This is a genomic window from Xenophilus arseniciresistens (assembly GCF_028023875.1).
In the GTDB taxonomy this organism is placed as follows: domain Bacteria; phylum Pseudomonadota; class Gammaproteobacteria; order Burkholderiales; family Burkholderiaceae_C; genus Xenophilus; species Xenophilus arseniciresistens.
In genome coordinates this window covers 119,564-135,188 of record NZ_JAQIPB010000007.1, presented here as the reverse complement: position 1 = coordinate 135,188, position 15,625 = coordinate 119,564, and the positions used below count along the sequence as shown (strand labels likewise).

General features: G+C 66.7%; 11 protein-coding genes. 6 read left to right on the top strand and 5 right to left on the bottom strand.

Annotated features, from left to right (window positions below):
* Positions 1–132 precede the first annotated feature (132 nt).
* The 6 genes from PGB34_RS15430 (at position 133) to PGB34_RS15405 (ending at position 7,058) form a co-directional block, all read left to right on the top strand.
* Entirely contained in the window at positions 133–1,575 is a 1,443-nt protein-coding gene (locus PGB34_RS15430) for an NAD-dependent succinate-semialdehyde dehydrogenase (protein WP_271428992.1), read from the top strand.
* Between the two features lie 189 nt (positions 1,576–1,764).
* Positions 1,765–2,283: a Chromate resistance protein ChrB gene (locus PGB34_RS15425; RefSeq protein WP_271428991.1), complete on the top strand. Its 519-nt coding sequence runs from the start codon at positions 1,765–1,767 to the stop codon at positions 2,281–2,283.
* Positions 2,270–3,484 carry an MFS transporter gene (locus PGB34_RS15420; protein ID WP_271428990.1) on the top strand — a complete coding sequence of 405 codons (1,215 nt, stop codon included), beginning with the start codon at positions 2,270–2,272 and terminating at the stop codon, positions 3,482–3,484. The genes PGB34_RS15425 and PGB34_RS15420 overlap by 14 nt, the downstream gene beginning before the upstream one ends.
* A gap of 218 nt (positions 3,485–3,702) precedes the next feature.
* Complete coding sequence (locus tag PGB34_RS15415; RefSeq protein ID WP_271428989.1) at positions 3,703–4,731, top strand: aromatic ring-hydroxylating dioxygenase subunit alpha; 1,029 nt, start codon at positions 3,703–3,705, stop codon at positions 4,729–4,731.
* Positions 4,732–4,779: 48 nt separating this feature from the next.
* Positions 4,780–5,988 (top strand): ABC transporter substrate-binding protein, encoded by a 1,209-nt coding sequence (locus tag PGB34_RS15410; RefSeq protein WP_271428988.1) that lies wholly within the window; start codon positions 4,780–4,782, stop codon positions 5,986–5,988.
* On the top strand, positions 5,985–7,058 hold the full coding sequence (locus PGB34_RS15405) for a sugar phosphate isomerase/epimerase family protein (RefSeq protein WP_271428987.1): 1,074 nt from the start codon (positions 5,985–5,987) through the stop codon (positions 7,056–7,058). Before PGB34_RS15410 ends, PGB34_RS15405 begins: the two co-directional genes overlap by 4 nt.
* Before the next feature lie 57 nt (positions 7,059–7,115).
* On the opposite strand, the gene PGB34_RS15400 is transcribed toward PGB34_RS15405, so the two are convergent.
* The 5 genes from PGB34_RS15400 to PGB34_RS15380 form a co-directional block, all read right to left on the bottom strand.
* Positions 7,116–8,078 (bottom strand): GSU2403 family nucleotidyltransferase fold protein, encoded by a 963-nt coding sequence (locus tag PGB34_RS15400; protein ID WP_271428986.1) that lies wholly within the window; start codon positions 8,076–8,078, stop codon positions 7,116–7,118.
* A gap of 56 nt (positions 8,079–8,134) precedes the next feature.
* Positions 8,135–8,920 carry a TetR/AcrR family transcriptional regulator gene (locus tag PGB34_RS15395; RefSeq protein ID WP_271428985.1) on the bottom strand — a complete coding sequence of 262 codons (786 nt, stop codon included), beginning with the start codon at positions 8,918–8,920 and terminating at the stop codon, positions 8,135–8,137.
* Between the two features lie 103 nt (positions 8,921–9,023).
* Positions 9,024–9,998, bottom strand: a complete 975-nt coding sequence (locus tag PGB34_RS15390) for a Bug family tripartite tricarboxylate transporter substrate binding protein (RefSeq protein ID WP_271428984.1) — start codon at positions 9,996–9,998, stop codon at positions 9,024–9,026.
* A 174-nt stretch (positions 9,999–10,172) separates the two neighbouring features.
* Entirely contained in the window at positions 10,173–12,101 is a 1,929-nt protein-coding gene (locus PGB34_RS15385) for a choice-of-anchor I family protein (RefSeq protein WP_271428983.1), read from the bottom strand.
* Positions 12,102–12,289: 188 nt separating this feature from the next.
* On the bottom strand, positions 12,290–15,499 hold the full coding sequence (locus tag PGB34_RS15380; RefSeq protein WP_271428982.1) for a type I restriction endonuclease subunit R: 3,210 nt from the start codon (positions 15,497–15,499) through the stop codon (positions 12,290–12,292).
* Positions 15,500–15,625: the final 126 nt, after the last annotated feature.

Sequence of the window (15,625 nt, the reverse complement as noted above, 5' to 3'; positions counted from 1 at the left end):
GCGCACGCTGCAGCCGCGCATGCTTGTGGGTAGGATGCAGGGCTTTCTCTGGCACGCGGGCGCCTGCACCTCCTTCTTGCGCCGCGCGCCGCTATCGACGTCCCGCCTCACTTCCTGGAAGACACGACCGATATGACCGCCTCCTACCCCAACGTCCAGCTGCTGATCGCCAATGAATGGGTCGATGCCGCCAGCGGCAAGACCATCGACGTGCGCAACCCGGCCACCGGCCAGGTGATCGGCACCGTGGCCCATGCGGGCATCCCCGACCTGGACCGCGCGCTGGCCGCGGCGCAGAAGGGCTTCGAAGTCTGGCGCGACATGTCGGTCTATGAGCGCGTGGCCGTCATGCGCCGCGCCGCCGGCCTGCTGCGCGAGCGCGCCGACAGCATCGCCCGCCTGCTGACGCAGGAACAGGGCAAGCCGCTGGTCGAGGCCCGCGGTGAAGTCAACGCCGGCGCCGAGATCATCGAATGGTTCGCCGACGAAGGCCGCCGCGTGTACGGCCGCATCGTGCCGGGCCGCAACGTGGCCGCGCAGCAACTGGTGATCAAGGAGCCCGTGGGCCCGGTGGCCGCCTTCACGCCCTGGAACTTCCCGGTCAACCAGATCGTGCGCAAGATCGGCGCCGCGCTGGCCACGGGCTGCTCCTTCCTGTGCAAGGCGCCCGAAGAAACGCCCGCTGCGCCGGCCGCCCTGCTGCGCTGCTTCGTCGATGCGGGCATTCCGCCGGGCGTGGTGGGCCTGGTCTTCGGCAATCCGGCCGAGATCTCCGAATACCTGATCCCGCATCCGGTGATCCGCAAGGTCACCTTCACGGGCTCCACGCCCGTGGGCAAGCAGCTGGCCGCGCTGGCCGGCCAGCACATGAAGCGCGTGACCATGGAACTGGGCGGCCACGCCCCCGTGATCGTGGCCGAGGACGCCGACGTGGCGCTGGCCGTGAAGGCTGCCGGTGCGGCCAAGTTCCGCAACGCCGGCCAGGTCTGCATCTCGCCCACCCGTTTCCTGGTGCACAGCAGCCTGGTCAACGAGTTCAGCAAGGCCTTCACGCAGCACGCCCAGGCGCTCAAGCTCGGCGATGGGCTGGCCGAAGGCACCACGCTGGGCCCGCTGGCCAACCCGCGCCGCGTGACGGCCATGGCCAAGGTGGTGGAAGACGCGCGCCAGCGCGGCGCAGAAGTCCTGACCGGCGGCGCGCAAGTGGGCGAAGCCGGCAACTTCTTCGCGCCCACCATCATCAGCAACCTGGGCACCGACTCGGACCTGTTCAACAACGAACCCTTCGGCCCCATCGCCGGCATCCGCGCCTTCGACCGACTGGAAGAAGCCATTGCCGAAGCCAACCGCCTGCCCTACGGCCTGGCCGCCTATGCGTTCACGAAGTCCTTCAAGAACGTGCAGTTGCTCTCGAGCAAGGTGGAAGCCGGCATGCTGTGGATCAACCAGCCCGCCACGCCTTCGGCCGAGCTGCCCTTCGGCGGCATCAAGGATTCGGGCTACGGCACCGAAGGCGGCCCCGAGGCCATGGAGGCCTACCTGAACACCAAGGCGGTGTCGGTGGTCGGCATCTGAAAGAGAAAGAAGAACAGGAAAGCGGGCGCACAAGCCGCCCGCGCAAGGAACCGGCCACTGGCCGGTTTTTTTTCGCGCGCCCACCTTCCATGACGGACTGACACATTCGCAGCCAACGACCCCACCTAAACTTGATGCAACCATGGTTTCATCCGAAAGGCAGGAATGGATTCGTTGAACTGGCTGCTGATGACCTACAAAGTCCCGGCCGAACCCACCACGCGGCGCATCGCGCTGTGGCGCAAGCTCAAGGGCATGGGCGCCGTGTACCTGCAAAGCGGCGTGTGCCTGCTGCCCAAGACCGACGACCACATGCGCCGGCTCAAGATGCTGGCGAATGACGTCAGCGAAATGGGCGGCGACTGCGTGATCCTGGAAACCGCGGCGCTGGACGCTGGCCAGCAGGCCAAGGTGCTGGAGCGCTTCAAGGCCGACCGCGACGAGCAGTACGGCGAGTTCATCGGCCGCTGTGCCGACTTCGAGGCCGAGATCGCGAAGGAAGTGGCCAAGAAGAAGTTCACCTATGCCGAGCTGGAGGAAGAGGACACCGACCTCAAGAAGCTGCAGAGCTGGTTCGAAAAGATCCACAAGCTCGACTTCTACGGCGCCGCCCGCGCCGAGGAAGCCGCCCGCCGGCTGCGCGACTGCGAAGCCGTGCTGGATGCCTATGCCCGCCAGGTCTTCGAGGCCAACGATGAAAACCGCTGACGCCCGCCAGCAGGCGGCAGCGCCCGCCACCGGCCCCCGTGCCGTGCCGCGCACCGTGTGGGCGCTGGGCTTCGTGTCCATGTTCATGGACATCTCCTCCGAGATGATCCACGCGCTGCTGCCCATCTACATGGTGGCCGTGCTGGGCACCTCGGTGCTGGCCGTGGGGCTGATCGAAGGCATCGCCGAGGCCACGGCCTCCGTCACCAAGGTCTTCTCCGGCGCGCTGAGCGACAGGCTGGGCAAGCGCAAGCTGCTGGCCGTGGTGGGCTACGGCCTGGGCGCGCTGACCAAGCCCGTGTTCCCGATGGCCGCCGGCCTGGAATGGCTGATCGGCGCGCGCTTCATCGACCGCATCGGCAAGGGCATCCGCGGCGCGCCGCGCGACGCGCTGGTGGCCGACGTGACGCCGCCCGAGCTGCGCGGCGCCGCCTACGGCCTGCGCCAGACCCTGGACACCTTCGGCGCCTTCCTCGGCCCGCTGCTGGCCATCGTGCTGATGTGGCTGACGGCCAGCAATTTCCAGACGGTGTTCTGGGTGGCGGTGATCCCGGCCTTCCTGGCCATCGCCGTGCTGGTGCTGGGCGTGCGCGAACCCGAGCGCCCGGCCGACGTGAAGCCCGTGCGCGCACCACTGAGCCGCGCGGCCCTCGCGCAGCTCCAGCGCCCCTACTGGGCCGTGGTGGGCGTGGCCGTGGTCTTCACGCTGGCGCGTTTTTCGGAAGCTTTTTTGATCCTGCGCGCGCAGGCCCTGGGCCTGCCGCCGCTGTGGGCGCCCGGCGTGCTGGTGCTCATGGCGCTGGCCTTCTCGCTCTCGGCCTATCCGGCGGGCCTGCTGTCGGACCGGCTGGGGCGGCGCGCCATGCTGATGGCGGGGCTGGTGCTGCTGATCATGGCCGACCTGGTGCTGGCCTGGGCGCCGGGCTGGGCCGGGCTCGGCGTGGGCGTGGTGCTGTGGGGGCTGCACATGGGCTTCACGCAGGGCGTGTTCGGCGCCCTCATCGCCGACAGCGCACCGGCCGCGCTGCGCGGCACGGCCTTCGGCATGTTCAACCTGATGACCGGCGTGGCCCTGCTGCTGGCCAGCGTGCTGGCTGGCGCGCTGTGGGACTGGCTGGGCTACCAGGCCACCTTCGTCGCCGGGGCAGCCTTTGCAGGGGCCACGCTGCTGGGCCTGCTGCTGATCGGCCGACGGGCCTGAGCGCGCTGCCGGTGAAAACGGGCCGCCCCGGCCGCGGGCGGCCCATGCACCAGGCCGGCGTCGGCCACCCGCGCCAGCCCCCTTCGATGCACCACAAGTAAGTGTTTTCTCCATAAAAATGGAGAAAGTACTTACCTAACATCCGGCACAGGATGTGCTTGATGCAGATCGAGCCCGAACCGGTGCTGCGGCCTGTGCCGCCGAAGGAGCCCCTCACGATGACAGCCCTCTATGCCTACGATGCCTGGTACCCCCTGGCATGGTCCCGCGACATCGGCCGCAACCTGGCCCAACGCCGCGTGCTGGAACAGGACCTGGTGGTCTACCGCACGCAGCAGGGCCAGGTGGCCGCGCTCGAAGACGTGTGCCCGCACCGCCTGGCGCCGCTGTCGCTGGGCACGCTCAAGGACGACACGGTCGAATGCGGCTACCACGGCCTGCGCTTCGACTGCGAAGGCCAGTGCGTGGCCGCCCCCGGCATGGCGCGCGCGCCCACGGGCGCGGCCGTGCGCAGCTACCCCACGGCCGAAAGCATGGGCATGGTCTGGGTCTGGATGGGCGATGCGGCCAAGGCCGATCGCAACGAGGTCTTTCATCTGCCCGCCTACGACGACCCCGACTACAGCGTGGTCGAGGGCGATGCGCTGCCGGTGCAGGCCAACTACCTGAACCTGGCCGACAACCTGTGCGACCCCACGCACGTGGTCTACGTGCACAAGACCACGCTGGCCAGCACGGGCCGCGAGGAAACGCGCGTCATGCACGAGCGCCAGGGCAACAAGGTCGTGACCTGGCGCTGGGTCATCGACGGCCCGCTGATTCCGGTCTTCCAGGGCCTGAAGGACTTCGGCGGCGCCAACGTGGACCGCTGGCACTACTACCACTACCACGCGCCCAGCATCGCGGTGATCGACTTCGGCTCCGCCCGCACGGGCACGGGCGCGCCCGAGGGCAATCGCGAGGACTGCATTCAGATGTACGCCTGCCACTTCATCACGCCGGTGGACCAGCGCAGCTGCGTGCAGCACTGGCTGTGCCTGAAGAACTCGCCGGCCGACGCGGCCGTGGACGAGCGCCTGCGAGCCAACCTGCGCCTGGCCTTCAACGAAGACAAGACCGTGCTCGAAGCCATCCAGCGCAACGAGGACAAGCCGCGCGACTGGAAGCGCATCCACCTGAGCCTGGATGCCTCGTCGATCAAGATGCGCCGCATCGTCGACGAAATGGCCGCCGGCAACGCGCACTGAAGCGCCCCCCTTCACACCCCCACCTCACCCCACGACGAGGAGCTTGCCATGACCCCATTTCGCTTCACTGCTGCCGCGCTGCTGGCCGGATGCCTGGGCTGGGCCGCCGTGCCTGCGCAGGCGCAGCAGCCCCTGAAGATCGGCGAGATCAACAGCTACAAGGCGCTGCCGCAGAACCTCATTCCCTACCGCCAGGGCTGGCTGCTGGCCCAGGAAGAGGTCAACGCCGCGGGCGGCGTGCTGGGCGGACGCAAGCTCGAGACCATCTTCCGGGACGACAACGCCAACCCGGGCGAAGCCGTGCGCATCGCCGAAGAGCTGCTCACGCGCGAGAAGGTGGAGGTGCTGACCGGCGTGACGCTGTCGCATGTGGGCCTGGCGCTGACCGACTTCGCCAAGCAGCGCAAGACCTTCTTCCTGGCTTCGGGCCCGCTGTCTGACAAGGTGGTGTGGGACAGCGGCAACCGCTACACCTACCGGCTGCGCTCGGGCACCTACGCGCTGTCGGCATCGGTGGTGGAAGAGGCGGCCAGGCTCGGGAAGAAGCGCTGGGCGCTGATCTACCCCAACTACGAATACGGCCAGGCGGCCGTGGCGGCCTTCAAGGAAAGGCTCCGGAAGCTGCAGCCCGATGTGGAATTCGTCGCCGAGCAGGCGCCGCCGCTGGGCAAGATCGACGCCGGCTCGGTGGTGCAGGCCATCGGCGACGCCAAACCCGACGCGATCTTCAACGTGATGTTCGGCAGCGACCTGACCAAGCTCGCGCGCGAAGGCAACACGCGCGGCCTGTTCAAGGGCCGCGAGGTGGTGAGCCTGCTGACCGGCGAGCCCGAGTACCTGGACCCGCTCAAGGACGACGCGCCCGAAGGCTGGATCGTGACCGGCTACCCCTACGCCAGCATCCACACGCCGGAGCACAAGGCCTTCATCGAGGCCTACCGCAAGAAGTACAACGACTATCCGCGGCTGAACTCGGTGGTGGGCTATGCGACGGTCAAGGCGCTGGCCGCGGGCATCCAGAAGGCTGGCTCCACCGACACCGAGAAGATGATCGAAGCCTTCAAGGGCCTGGAGTTCAGCACGCCCTTCGGCCCGGCCCGGTTCCGCCCGCAGGACAACCAGTCCACCCTGGGCATCTACGTGGGCCGCACCGCGCGCAAGGACGGCAAGGGCGTGATGCCCGCGGGCACCTACATCGACGGCAGCAAGCTGCAGCCCGACGAGGCACTGATCCGCAAGCTGCGCAACCCGGCATGAGCGCATATCACGCTGCCGCGCGCAGCTTGCCACCCATTGGCTGCAATGGCCGCGGCGCGCAGGCCTCTTCCCTTTCGCAGCCGGTCTCGCTGACCGAAGCGCCCATCGAAGCGCAGTTCCGCCTGGTGCGCGAGGCCGGCGCCTTCGACTATTTCGACCGGCTTCCCGGCGCCGCCGAGCTGCCTGCCTACCAGCGCTGCATGGCAGAAACCGGGCTGCCCGTGCGCACGGCCAGCTGGTTCTATGCGCTGGGGCGCGACGACGCGCTGCTGCCGCAGAAGCTCAAGCTCGCAGCCGAAGTGGGCGCGAAGACGCACAACATCATGCTGTACTGGCACGACAGCGAAGGCCGGCCGATCAGCAACGCGCAGGTGGTCGACTTCTACCTGCGCGCCTGGGACCTGGGGCTGGCTCATGGCGTGGAGCCCGCGCTGGAATACCACGTGAACATGTGGAGCGAAGACCCGCGCCGCATCGCGCCCGTGGCCGAGGCGGTGCGCAAGCGCGGCATTCCCTTCTGGCTCACGCTCGACTACAGCCATGCCATCTTCAAGATCGGCAACGCGCAGGAGCTGGCCATCTGCGGCCTGCTCGGCGATGCGGGCGCGGTGCTCGACCCCTTCGCGCCCGGCAACTTCGTCGACCAGTGGCTCCAGATGGGCATCGTGCGCTGGCTGCAGGTGCGCAGCGTGGCGCCCAACGGGCCGCGCAACATCTGGTCGGTGCAGGACCCGACGAACGCCGTGGCCGCCGTGCCCGAGCATTCGATCTTCCCGTATCGCGCAGGCCAGCCGGGCCGCGGCATCCTCTACCCCTTCACCGAGCCCGCGCCCGGCCAATGGCATTCCCCCTGGCAGGCCGGCGCCACAGCCATGACGCGCGAGGTGGTGCGCAAGGTGCTCACGCATCACCACACGCATGCGGATTCACCGCTGCGCTGGATCACCACCGAAATGATCAACCTGCCCGACTACGCGCACAACGCGCGCTTCTCGCTGATCGAACAGAACGCGGCGATTGCGCGCTTTGTGCGCGAGAGTTGGGAGGCGCTTGGCCGCCCTCCTGGTTGAGGGCAACGCTTGTCTTGATCTGCAGGCCGCGCGCGTGGAGCCAGGCGGCATCGGCGCTCATCGCCGGTCGGGCAGCTCGGTCGCGTACTGCGGCATGTGCGAGCGAACGAGTGCCTCCACCAGGTCAGCTTGCAGTCGATCCTTCGAACTCTTCAACGGATCGCGCGCAGGCAGGCTCGCGAGCATGCGCTTGGTCTCGACGAAATGCAGCGGATGCATCGTGTGCATCATCGCCATCTCGCCATTGGTGCCGACCACCATCTGGTCAAAGGCGGGCGCGGCGAGGATGCGAGCCCCCGTGGTGGCCTGCACGGCCCAGATGTCGTCTTCCTGATCGCTCAGGCGCAGGGGATGCGGGTCGCCATCCCTGGCCACGCGGCGAATCACGTCGACTTCGAAACCCTCGGCATTGCGTGCTGTTTCCTTGCGCTCTTCAAGACGCACAAACGTGTTGTCGACCTTCCTGAGCAGTCCGAGAAAAGATGCGTCGGCCTCCTTCATCCGTGACAGGAAGGCCAGATGCTTGCGGGTGTCCAGGGGCAGGTCGATGTCGCGCGTGGCCATGGCCTGGGGCATGAAGCGCACACCGCAGGCGCTCTCATAGGCGTACAGCGCACGGGTTCCAACCACGGTGAAATGCGCCGAGAGACCGGCTGCGTCGAGCGCGTTCAGAACCCGGACCACGATGCTCGGAACCCGCCCGACACGCAAGGCACGGTTCAGGCGCCGCTGCTCTTCGGCCGCCTTCTCGATGATGGACAGGCGCTGCGCGACCTCGCCCTTGCGCGCGGTGAATTGCTCGAAGATCTTGCGGGTCTCGGCGCTGTCGGGACCCAGCGATTTGTGGGCCCCCTTGGGCGAGGTGCGGATCAGGTATCTGCCACCGGAAATCTCACGCCAGATCATGCCGCCGCGGGTCTGGGTCGCCGCCTGTCTTACCCGGCGCAGTTCATCGAAGACGCTTTCAGCATCGACGTACTGCCGCTTCTGACTCTCGCTGTTCTCGATGATGGCGGTCATTTCACTGCTATTCTCGAAAATCGAAAAATACAGTGAAATTCTTTATGCGACAAGGCTCAAGCCCCTGACTTTCGCACCGTTTTCTTGACAATGGCCGGTGCTGCCGCCGCAATGGGCCCCGGTTCCGCCGGCGCACTCAGGTAGTCCAGCACCACCGTGCAGATGTGGGCGCGCCAGCCGTTGCGGCGCGTGCGGGTCATCAGGTCGACGCCGATCCAGCTCGAGCAGGTGTGCTGGTTCGACAGGTAGAAGAAGCCCAGCGACATGATGGTCATGAGCACCTGCGTGGCCTGCGCGTCGGCGCGGAACACGCCGCGCGCCTGGCCGGCTTCAAGCACCGTCTTGACGGTCTCGACGAGCGGGAAGGACGTGGGCCCCACCTGCTCGGACTGCTGCACATGGCGCCCGCGCAGCAGGTTCTCGTTCATCAGCAGGCGCACCAGGTGCGGGTGGCTGGCGTAGTGGTCCCATGAATGCTCGACCAGCTGGCGCATGGCGGCCACCGGGTCCTCGGGCGTCACGAAGCTGCGCTGCGCACTGATCATCTGCGCGTAGGCCTGTTCGAGCACCGCCTGGTACAGCCGCTCCTTGTTGCCGTAGTAGTAGTACAGCATGCGGTCGACCGTGCCGGCGCCGGCGCTGATGCGCTCGATGCGCGCGCCGGCAAAGCCATGCTCGGCGAACTCTTCCAGCGCCGCCTCGAGGATGCGCGACTCCAGGCCGGGCTCGCCGCGCGCTCGCGCGCTGCGCCGGCGCGTGGGGCCGCTCGGGTCTGCGGCCGCAGCGGCCGGGGCGCTCTGGGAAAGGGCTCGGCGCGTGCCCGCGGTCGGTCGTTCTGCCACTGTTGCGCAGCCTGCGGGGCAAGCCGGTCCGGAGGATGGGAGGGAAGGCGGCATTGTCCGCGATGCGGCCCCGCGCGCACTCGCCCCGGCCGTGCGCACCTTCTCAGGGGGCCTTGGCCAGCCCCAGCTTCTCGATCAGCACCTTCTCGCGCGAGACGGTGTCTTTGGCGAACTGCGTGTAGTCGGCCGAACTCTTGTAGTCGGGCAGCATGTCGTACTTGGCCAGTGCCAGCAGGTAGCTCGGGTCTTCCATGGCCTTCTTGAAGGCATCGTGCAGGCGCTGCACCACCTCGGGCGGCGTGCCCTTGGGCGCGCCGATGCCGAAGGGCGAGTTCTGCACGACGTCGTAGCCCAGTTCCTTGAGCGTGGGCGCATCGGGGAACTTGCCCAGCCGCTTGGCGCCCCAGGTGTTGAGCACGCGCAGCTTGCCGGCTTCGACGAAAGGCGCCCAGCCCGTGCTGTCGGCCGCGGCCATCACATGCCCGCCCATGATGGCCTGCATCAGGTCGGCGTTGCCCTTGTAGGGCACATGCTGCAGCGTGATGCCGGCCTGCTGCGCCACCAGCTCGGTGGTCAGGTGCGGGCTGGTCAAGGTGCCCGTGGAGCCGTAGGTGAGCTTGCCCGGGTTGTCCTTGGCATAGGCGACGAAGTCGGCCCAGTTCTTGATCGGGCTGTCGGTGGGCACCACGATGCCGAAGGCGTAGCCCGTGACGTTGATCACGTAGCTGATGTCCTGCACCGGGTCCCAGTTGATCTTGGTGGTGTAGCCCAGGCGGAACACACCCAGCGGGATCTGCGCGACGGTGTAGCCGTCGGCCGGCGCGCCCTGCAGCGCCTGGGCCGGCAGGGTGCCGCCGGCGCCGGGCTTGTTCTCCACGATCACCGGCCGGCCCAGCACCTTGGAGGCGTTGTCGGCCAGCGCGCGCATGGTGATGTCGGTGGGCCCGCCTGCCGGGAAGGCAATGATCAGCTTGATGGGCTTTTCGGGGAAGGTTCTCCAGGCCTGCGCCTGGACCGGAGACACCATCGTGGCAGCCAGCGAGAGCGCGGCCACACCCAGCAAGGAACGACGAATCATGAACAGCTTCCGAATCGTGGAGTAAAGGGCCATTGGGCCGCCAGCCTCCTTGACCGGCAATCGGGGCTGTCCCCATGCACAACGACGCCCGCAGTGCCGTGCACTGGGGGCGCCGCATTCGCGCTGTCGCGCAGGCGACGGGCCAAGGCACCGAAGCCTTGGCCCGGCCTGAGATCAGTACGTTGCGTCGATCTGGTAGACAGCCGTGGTGCCGCTGACTTCATTGCCCACGATCAGCAGCGGCTTGCCGTTGGGCGACTTGGCGGCCGGCACGAAGGCCAGGCCTTCGGGGCCGAGGTCGCCGGCCTTCTTCAGCGCCTCGGCGCTCGCGCCGGGCTCGGTGACGGTGAAGTCGCGGCTGTTGACGTAGGTGACGTACACCGGCGCGGCGGGGTTGGTGATGTCGTAGACCATCACGCCACCGATGCGCTCCAGGCCGATGAAGGCGAAGGTCTTGTCGCCCATCCTGCCCAGCGCGACGCCCTCGGGCTCGGGACCCTTGTTGTCGCTGCGGTTGTCAAACGCGGTTTCGGCGTGGTCCGAGTTGAAGAAGTCGGGCAGCAGTTCGGCCAGCTTCTTCTCCAGCTGGTCACCCGAGTCCCACACCAGCTTGCCCTCTTCGTCCCAGATCGAGAAGGAGCGGCCACCAAAGGCATAGAGCGCGTCGTAGACCAGCACGTCGCGGCCATTGAGGCGCTTGAGCTTGGGCGTTCCGTCGGCGTTCTGCTGATAGCCCAGCGTCCAGGTCACGGTCAGGCGGCCCAGGTTGTTGTCGTCGCGGCAGGCACCCGACGAGGCCGTGCCGGCCGTCAGGTCCCAGGTCGCGCCGCAGTAGCCGAACACGTCGGGGTTGAGCACCGCGCCGGCGGCCAGCGCGCGCAGTTGCGGCGGCAGGTCGCCTTCGGTCAGGCGGCGGTCGAAGCCGCTGTTGTGCACCAAGTGCTTGACGCGGAACTCCTCGACGAAGCCCTTGCTGGCGTCGCCGGCCCAGTAGGCGTCATTGCCTTCGCCCCAGGCGCGCGAATCGCCCTCGTTGGCCGACACGATGTAGGTCTTGCCGCCCGCGCTGTACGAGGCGATGGCGTCGGGCATGTACACGCCGCGCAGGCCGGCCCAGGTCTTGATCTCGGCCTTGCCGTCGGTGTCCGTCACGTCCAGGCCATTGCCTGCCAGGCCGTGGTCCTTGAAACCCAGCGGCGTGATGGCCGTGACCTTGGCGCTGGCGATGTCGATCTTCGCCAGCGCATTGTTTTCCTGCAGCGCCGCCCAGGCGGTCTTGCCGTCGGCCGAGACGGTGATGTACTCGGGCTCGAAGTCCTGCGCCGCCGTGGCACGGGGGCCGAACACGCGCACGCCCTGGGCGCGCAGCTCGGCTTCCTTGCCGTTCCAGGCCTTGAAGTCGGCCGTGCGCACGGTCGGCGCCTTGGGGTCGGTCACGTCGATGATGCTGATCGAGCCTTCGGGGTCGATCGAATAGTCGTCGCTGGGCTCGGCTTCGTTGGCCACCAGCAGGGTCTTGCCGTCGGGCGTGAAGGTCAGCATATCGGGCAGCGCGCCCACGGGGACCTGGCCCAGCAGGCCCATGTCGGAGGCGCGGTACAGCGCCACGAAGCCCAGGTTGGTCTTCACGGCGTCCTGAACGGCCACGGCCACGATGCCGTTGGCCACGGCCACGCTGTTGGCCTCGGCGCTGGCGCGCAGGTCCTGCGTGCGGATCTCGCCCACATGGCGCGGCGCGGCCGGGTTGCTCAGGTCGATCACGTCGAGCATGCCCTTCTGTGCATTGACCACGAAGGCGCGCTTGCTCTCGGGGTCATAGGCCGGGATCTCGGCGGCGCTCTGCTCGAAGATGCCCGTCTCGTGGCGGCCCAGCAGGCTCAGCGAAATGGTGGTGGGCGTGGGTTCGGGCGCGGGGGCCGGAGCGGGTGCCGGTGCCGGGGCGGGCGCAGGGGCGGGCGCCGGGGCAGGTGCCGGAATGAAGGGAATGCTGTTGTTGTTGCCGCCACCGCCGCAAGCCGCCAGCGTGGCCAGCGCCACGGCGCTCAGGGCATGAGAGGTCCAGCGGCCAGAAAAAGCCGCACGCAGGGCGCGAAGTTGATGCATGGATGGAGGGGCGCGCAGGACGCCGCAAGCGGATCAGAAGGGAGTCCGGCCCCGCGCAAGGGCACGACCGGTGCAGGCATGACCAAGTGACAAAATGTCACCCGGCGCGCCGCGCATGGTCGCCATGCAATTTGACGGACGTGTGACAAGACTGGCGCACGTGCGTGCGGTGCTCGCACGCACCCCGTTCAAAACACCTCGTCAGCCAATGCTTCGGCCTGCTTCAAAACCAACTCGACCGCGACGTCCTGTTGATCCGGTGGGTACTTGTACTTGCGCAGGATTCGCTTGACCAGCAACCGCAGCTTGGCTCTCACACTCTCGCGCCTGGACCAATCCACGCTCAGGTTCTGGCGCAGACTTTCGGTCAGTTCATGCGCAATGATCTTGAGTGTCTCGTCGCTCAGCTCGCGCACAGCCGACTCGTTGTTGACCAGTGCGTCATAGAAGCGCACCTCATCGTCACTCAGGCCCAATGAGTCGCCACGCGACGCCGCCTCACGAAACTTCTTCGCCATCGCCACCAGTTCTTCCATGACCTGCGCGGTCTCGATCGAGCGGTTCTGGTAGCGCTTGATCACATCGGCCAATAGCTCAGAGAACTTGCGGTCCTGCACCACGTTGGTCGCGAAGCGGCTCTTGATCTCTCCTTCGAGCAGGCGCTCCAGCAGCTCCACCGCCAGATTGCGTTCAGGCAGCGTCTGCACCTGTGCCAGAAACTCATCGTCCAACAGGCCGATATTGGGCTTGTCGAGCCCCACGGCGCTGAAGATGTCGACCACGCTCTCGGACACGACGGCCGAGCCAATGATCTGCCGGATCGCCAGCTCGCGTTGCTCATCGGTGCGCTTTTTCGCCGTGATCTCCTTCTTCGTCCGAATCACCTTCACGCCCTGGAAGAAAGCCACCTCTTCGCGCACCGCCTTCGCTTCGTCCAGCGTGCAGCACAGCGTGAACGCCTTGCTCATGGCCAGTGCGGCGTCGGCAAAGCGCTTCTTGCCGTCTTTCTCCTTGCCGTTGTGCAGACCCAAGATATGGTTGGCCGCACCGGCCAGCGTTTTGTGGCCACCCGTCAGAAAGCCGCTGTAGTCATAGCCATGCAGCATCGCGCGCAGCACGTCGATTTTCTCGGCCAGCAAGCTGTACGCCTCATGCGCGTCCACCGTCGGCCTGCCTCGGCCGTGGCTCGCCGTGTACTCCTTCATCGCGGCCTTCAACTCGTTGCCGATGCCGATGTAGTCCACCACCAGGCCGCCCTGCTTGTCGCGAAACACGCGGTTCACGCGCGCAATTGCCTGCATGAGGTTGTGCCCCTTCATGGGCTTGTCGACGTAAAGCGTGTGCACGCAGGGCGCGTCGAAGCCGGTGAGCCACATGTCCCGCACGATCACCAGACGAAGAGGGTCAGCGGGATCCTTGAAGCGCTTTTCGAGCCGCTTTTTCACTTGCCCGTTGTGAATGTGCGGCCGCAGCAGCGCCTTGTCGCTGGCCGAACCGGTCATCACGATCTTGATCGCACCCTTCTCGGGGTCAATGTGATGCCACTCTGGGCGCAGCCGCACGATCTCGTCGTAAAGGTGCACGCAGATCTCCCGGCTCATCGCGACGACCATGGCTTTGCCGCTCTGCGCCTTGTTGCGCTCCTCGAGATGCGCAACCAAGTCGGCCGCCACACTGGCCACGCGTGGCTGAGCGCCCACCACCTTTTCGAGCGCAGCCCATTTGGTTTTCAGCCGGCTTTGATCGCTTTCTTCCTCGTCTTCGGCGAGCTCATCGACTTCGGCGTCAAGCACGCCCAGATCGGTCTCATTCAGTCTCAGCTTGGCCAAGCGAGACTCGTAGAAGATGGCCACCGTGGCGCCGTCTTCGCGCGCCTGCTGCATGTCGTAGATGTGGATGTAATCGCCAAACACCGCGCGCGTGTCGCGGTCTTCGCTGCTCACCGGCGTGCCGGTGAAGGCGACGAAAGTGGCGTTCGGCAGCGCGTCACGCAGATGCTGCGCATACCCGACCTGGTAGCGCGCGACGGTGCTTGCGTCACCCGCGCCATGAGCCGGTGGATCAAAAGCAACGTAATGTGGCGTGACCACGCCATCGCCTGTGGCGAGCACCACCGCGCTCGGCGCCTTGCGAACCCTCAGCTTCGCCTCGAACCCGTATTGCGTTCGGTGCGCTTCATCCGCGATCACCACGATGTTCTGCCGGTCAGACAGCATCGGAAAACTGTCTTCGTCCTCGCCTGGCATGAACTTCTGGATGGTGGCAAACACAATGCCGCCCGAAGGCCGGTTGGCCAGCAGCGCGCGCAGTTCCTGCCGCGTGCGCGCCTGCACCGGCTGCTCTCGCAAGAGGTCCTGCGCCAGACTGAACACGCCAAACAACTGCCCGTCGAGGTCGTTGCGGTCGGTGATCACCACGATGGTCGGATTCGCCATGACGGGCTCCTGCATCACACGCGCCGCAAAGCAAGTCATGGTGATGCTCTTGCCGCTGCCCTGCGTGTGCCACACCACGCCGCCCTTGCCCTGCGCGCCGCTCGCCGCGCCGGGCCGCGATGCGCTGATCACCTGACCGATCGCCGCACGCACCGCGTGAAACTGGTGGTAGCCCGCGATCTTCTTGACCAGCGCGCCATCATCCTCGAACAACACGAAATAGCGCAGGTAGTCGAGCAGATAGGCAGGTGCCAGTACGCCGCGCACCAGGGTCTGAAGCTCGTTGAACTTGCCCAAAGGGTCGAGCGCGACGCCGTCGATGGTGCGCCAGGCCATGTAGCGCTCGGCATCTGCCGAAAGCGATCCCATGAGGGCCTCGGTGCCGTCAGAAATGACCAGCAGCTCGTTGTATTGAAAGACGTCGGCGATCTGAGCCTTGTACGTCTGCAATTGGTCGTACGCTTTCCAGATGTTGGCGTTCAGGTCAGCCGGGTTCTTGATCTCCAGCAGCGCCAACGGCAGGCCGTTGACGAACAGAACGATGTCGGCACGCCGCGTGTGGTGCGGCCCGCGCACGGTGAACTGGTTGACCGCCCACCATTCGTTCTTCGACGCCTGCGCCCAATCGATCAGCCGTACAAAGTCGCCGCGCGTGTCGCCCTCCTTCTGGTACTGCACCGGCACACCCGCCACCAGCATCCGGTGGAACTGCCGGTTGGCCGCCAGGAGCACCGGCGTGCCAAGCTCCAGCACCTGCTTGAGCGCGTCACTGCGCGCTGCGGCCGGCACGCCTGGGTTCAGTCGTTCGATGGCATCACGTAAGCGGCCTTCGAGCACCACCTGCCGATAGCTGGCCCGCTCCGGCGACGCGCCGTCATGCGCAATGTCGGGGCCGTGCCGGGACGTGTAGCCAACGTCGACCAACCACGCGAGAGCTTCCTGTTCTAGCTGGTCTTCGGTCATTGCCCGCCCACCACTGTCATTCCATCCAGCATACCGCGCCAGGGCTCCTCTTGAAAGCAAGCCTGGGCCCCAATGAAGACGGGCTCAGAAGCTATGTTTTTAAGAGCAGTCTTGGGCACCATCGGT

Excerpts from the sequence above, each read along its gene's own strand:
- PGB34_RS15430 (WP_271428992.1), top strand. The coding sequence starts at position 133 with ATGACCGCCTCCTACCCCAACGTCCAGCTGCTGATCGCCAATGAATGG.
- PGB34_RS15425 (WP_271428991.1), top strand. The coding sequence starts at position 1,765 with ATGACCTACAAAGTCCCGGCCGAACCCACCACGCGGCGCATCGCGCTG.
- PGB34_RS15420 (WP_271428990.1), top strand. The coding sequence starts at position 2,270 with ATGAAAACCGCTGACGCCCGCCAGCAGGCGGCAGCGCCCGCCACCGGC.
- PGB34_RS15415 (WP_271428989.1), top strand. The coding sequence starts at position 3,703 with ATGACAGCCCTCTATGCCTACGATGCCTGGTACCCCCTGGCATGGTCC.
- PGB34_RS15410 (WP_271428988.1), top strand. The coding sequence starts at position 4,780 with ATGACCCCATTTCGCTTCACTGCTGCCGCGCTGCTGGCCGGATGCCTG.
- PGB34_RS15405 (WP_271428987.1), top strand. The coding sequence starts at position 5,985 with ATGAGCGCATATCACGCTGCCGCGCGCAGCTTGCCACCCATTGGCTGC.
- PGB34_RS15400 (WP_271428986.1), bottom strand. The coding sequence starts at position 8,078 with ATGACCGCCATCATCGAGAACAGCGAGAGTCAGAAGCGGCAGTACGTC.
- PGB34_RS15390 (WP_271428984.1), bottom strand. The coding sequence starts at position 9,998 with ATGATTCGTCGTTCCTTGCTGGGTGTGGCCGCGCTCTCGCTGGCTGCC.
- PGB34_RS15385 (WP_271428983.1), bottom strand. The coding sequence starts at position 12,101 with ATGCATCAACTTCGCGCCCTGCGTGCGGCTTTTTCTGGCCGCTGGACC.
- PGB34_RS15380 (WP_271428982.1), bottom strand. The coding sequence starts at position 15,499 with ATGACCGAAGACCAGCTAGAACAGGAAGCTCTCGCGTGGTTGGTCGAC.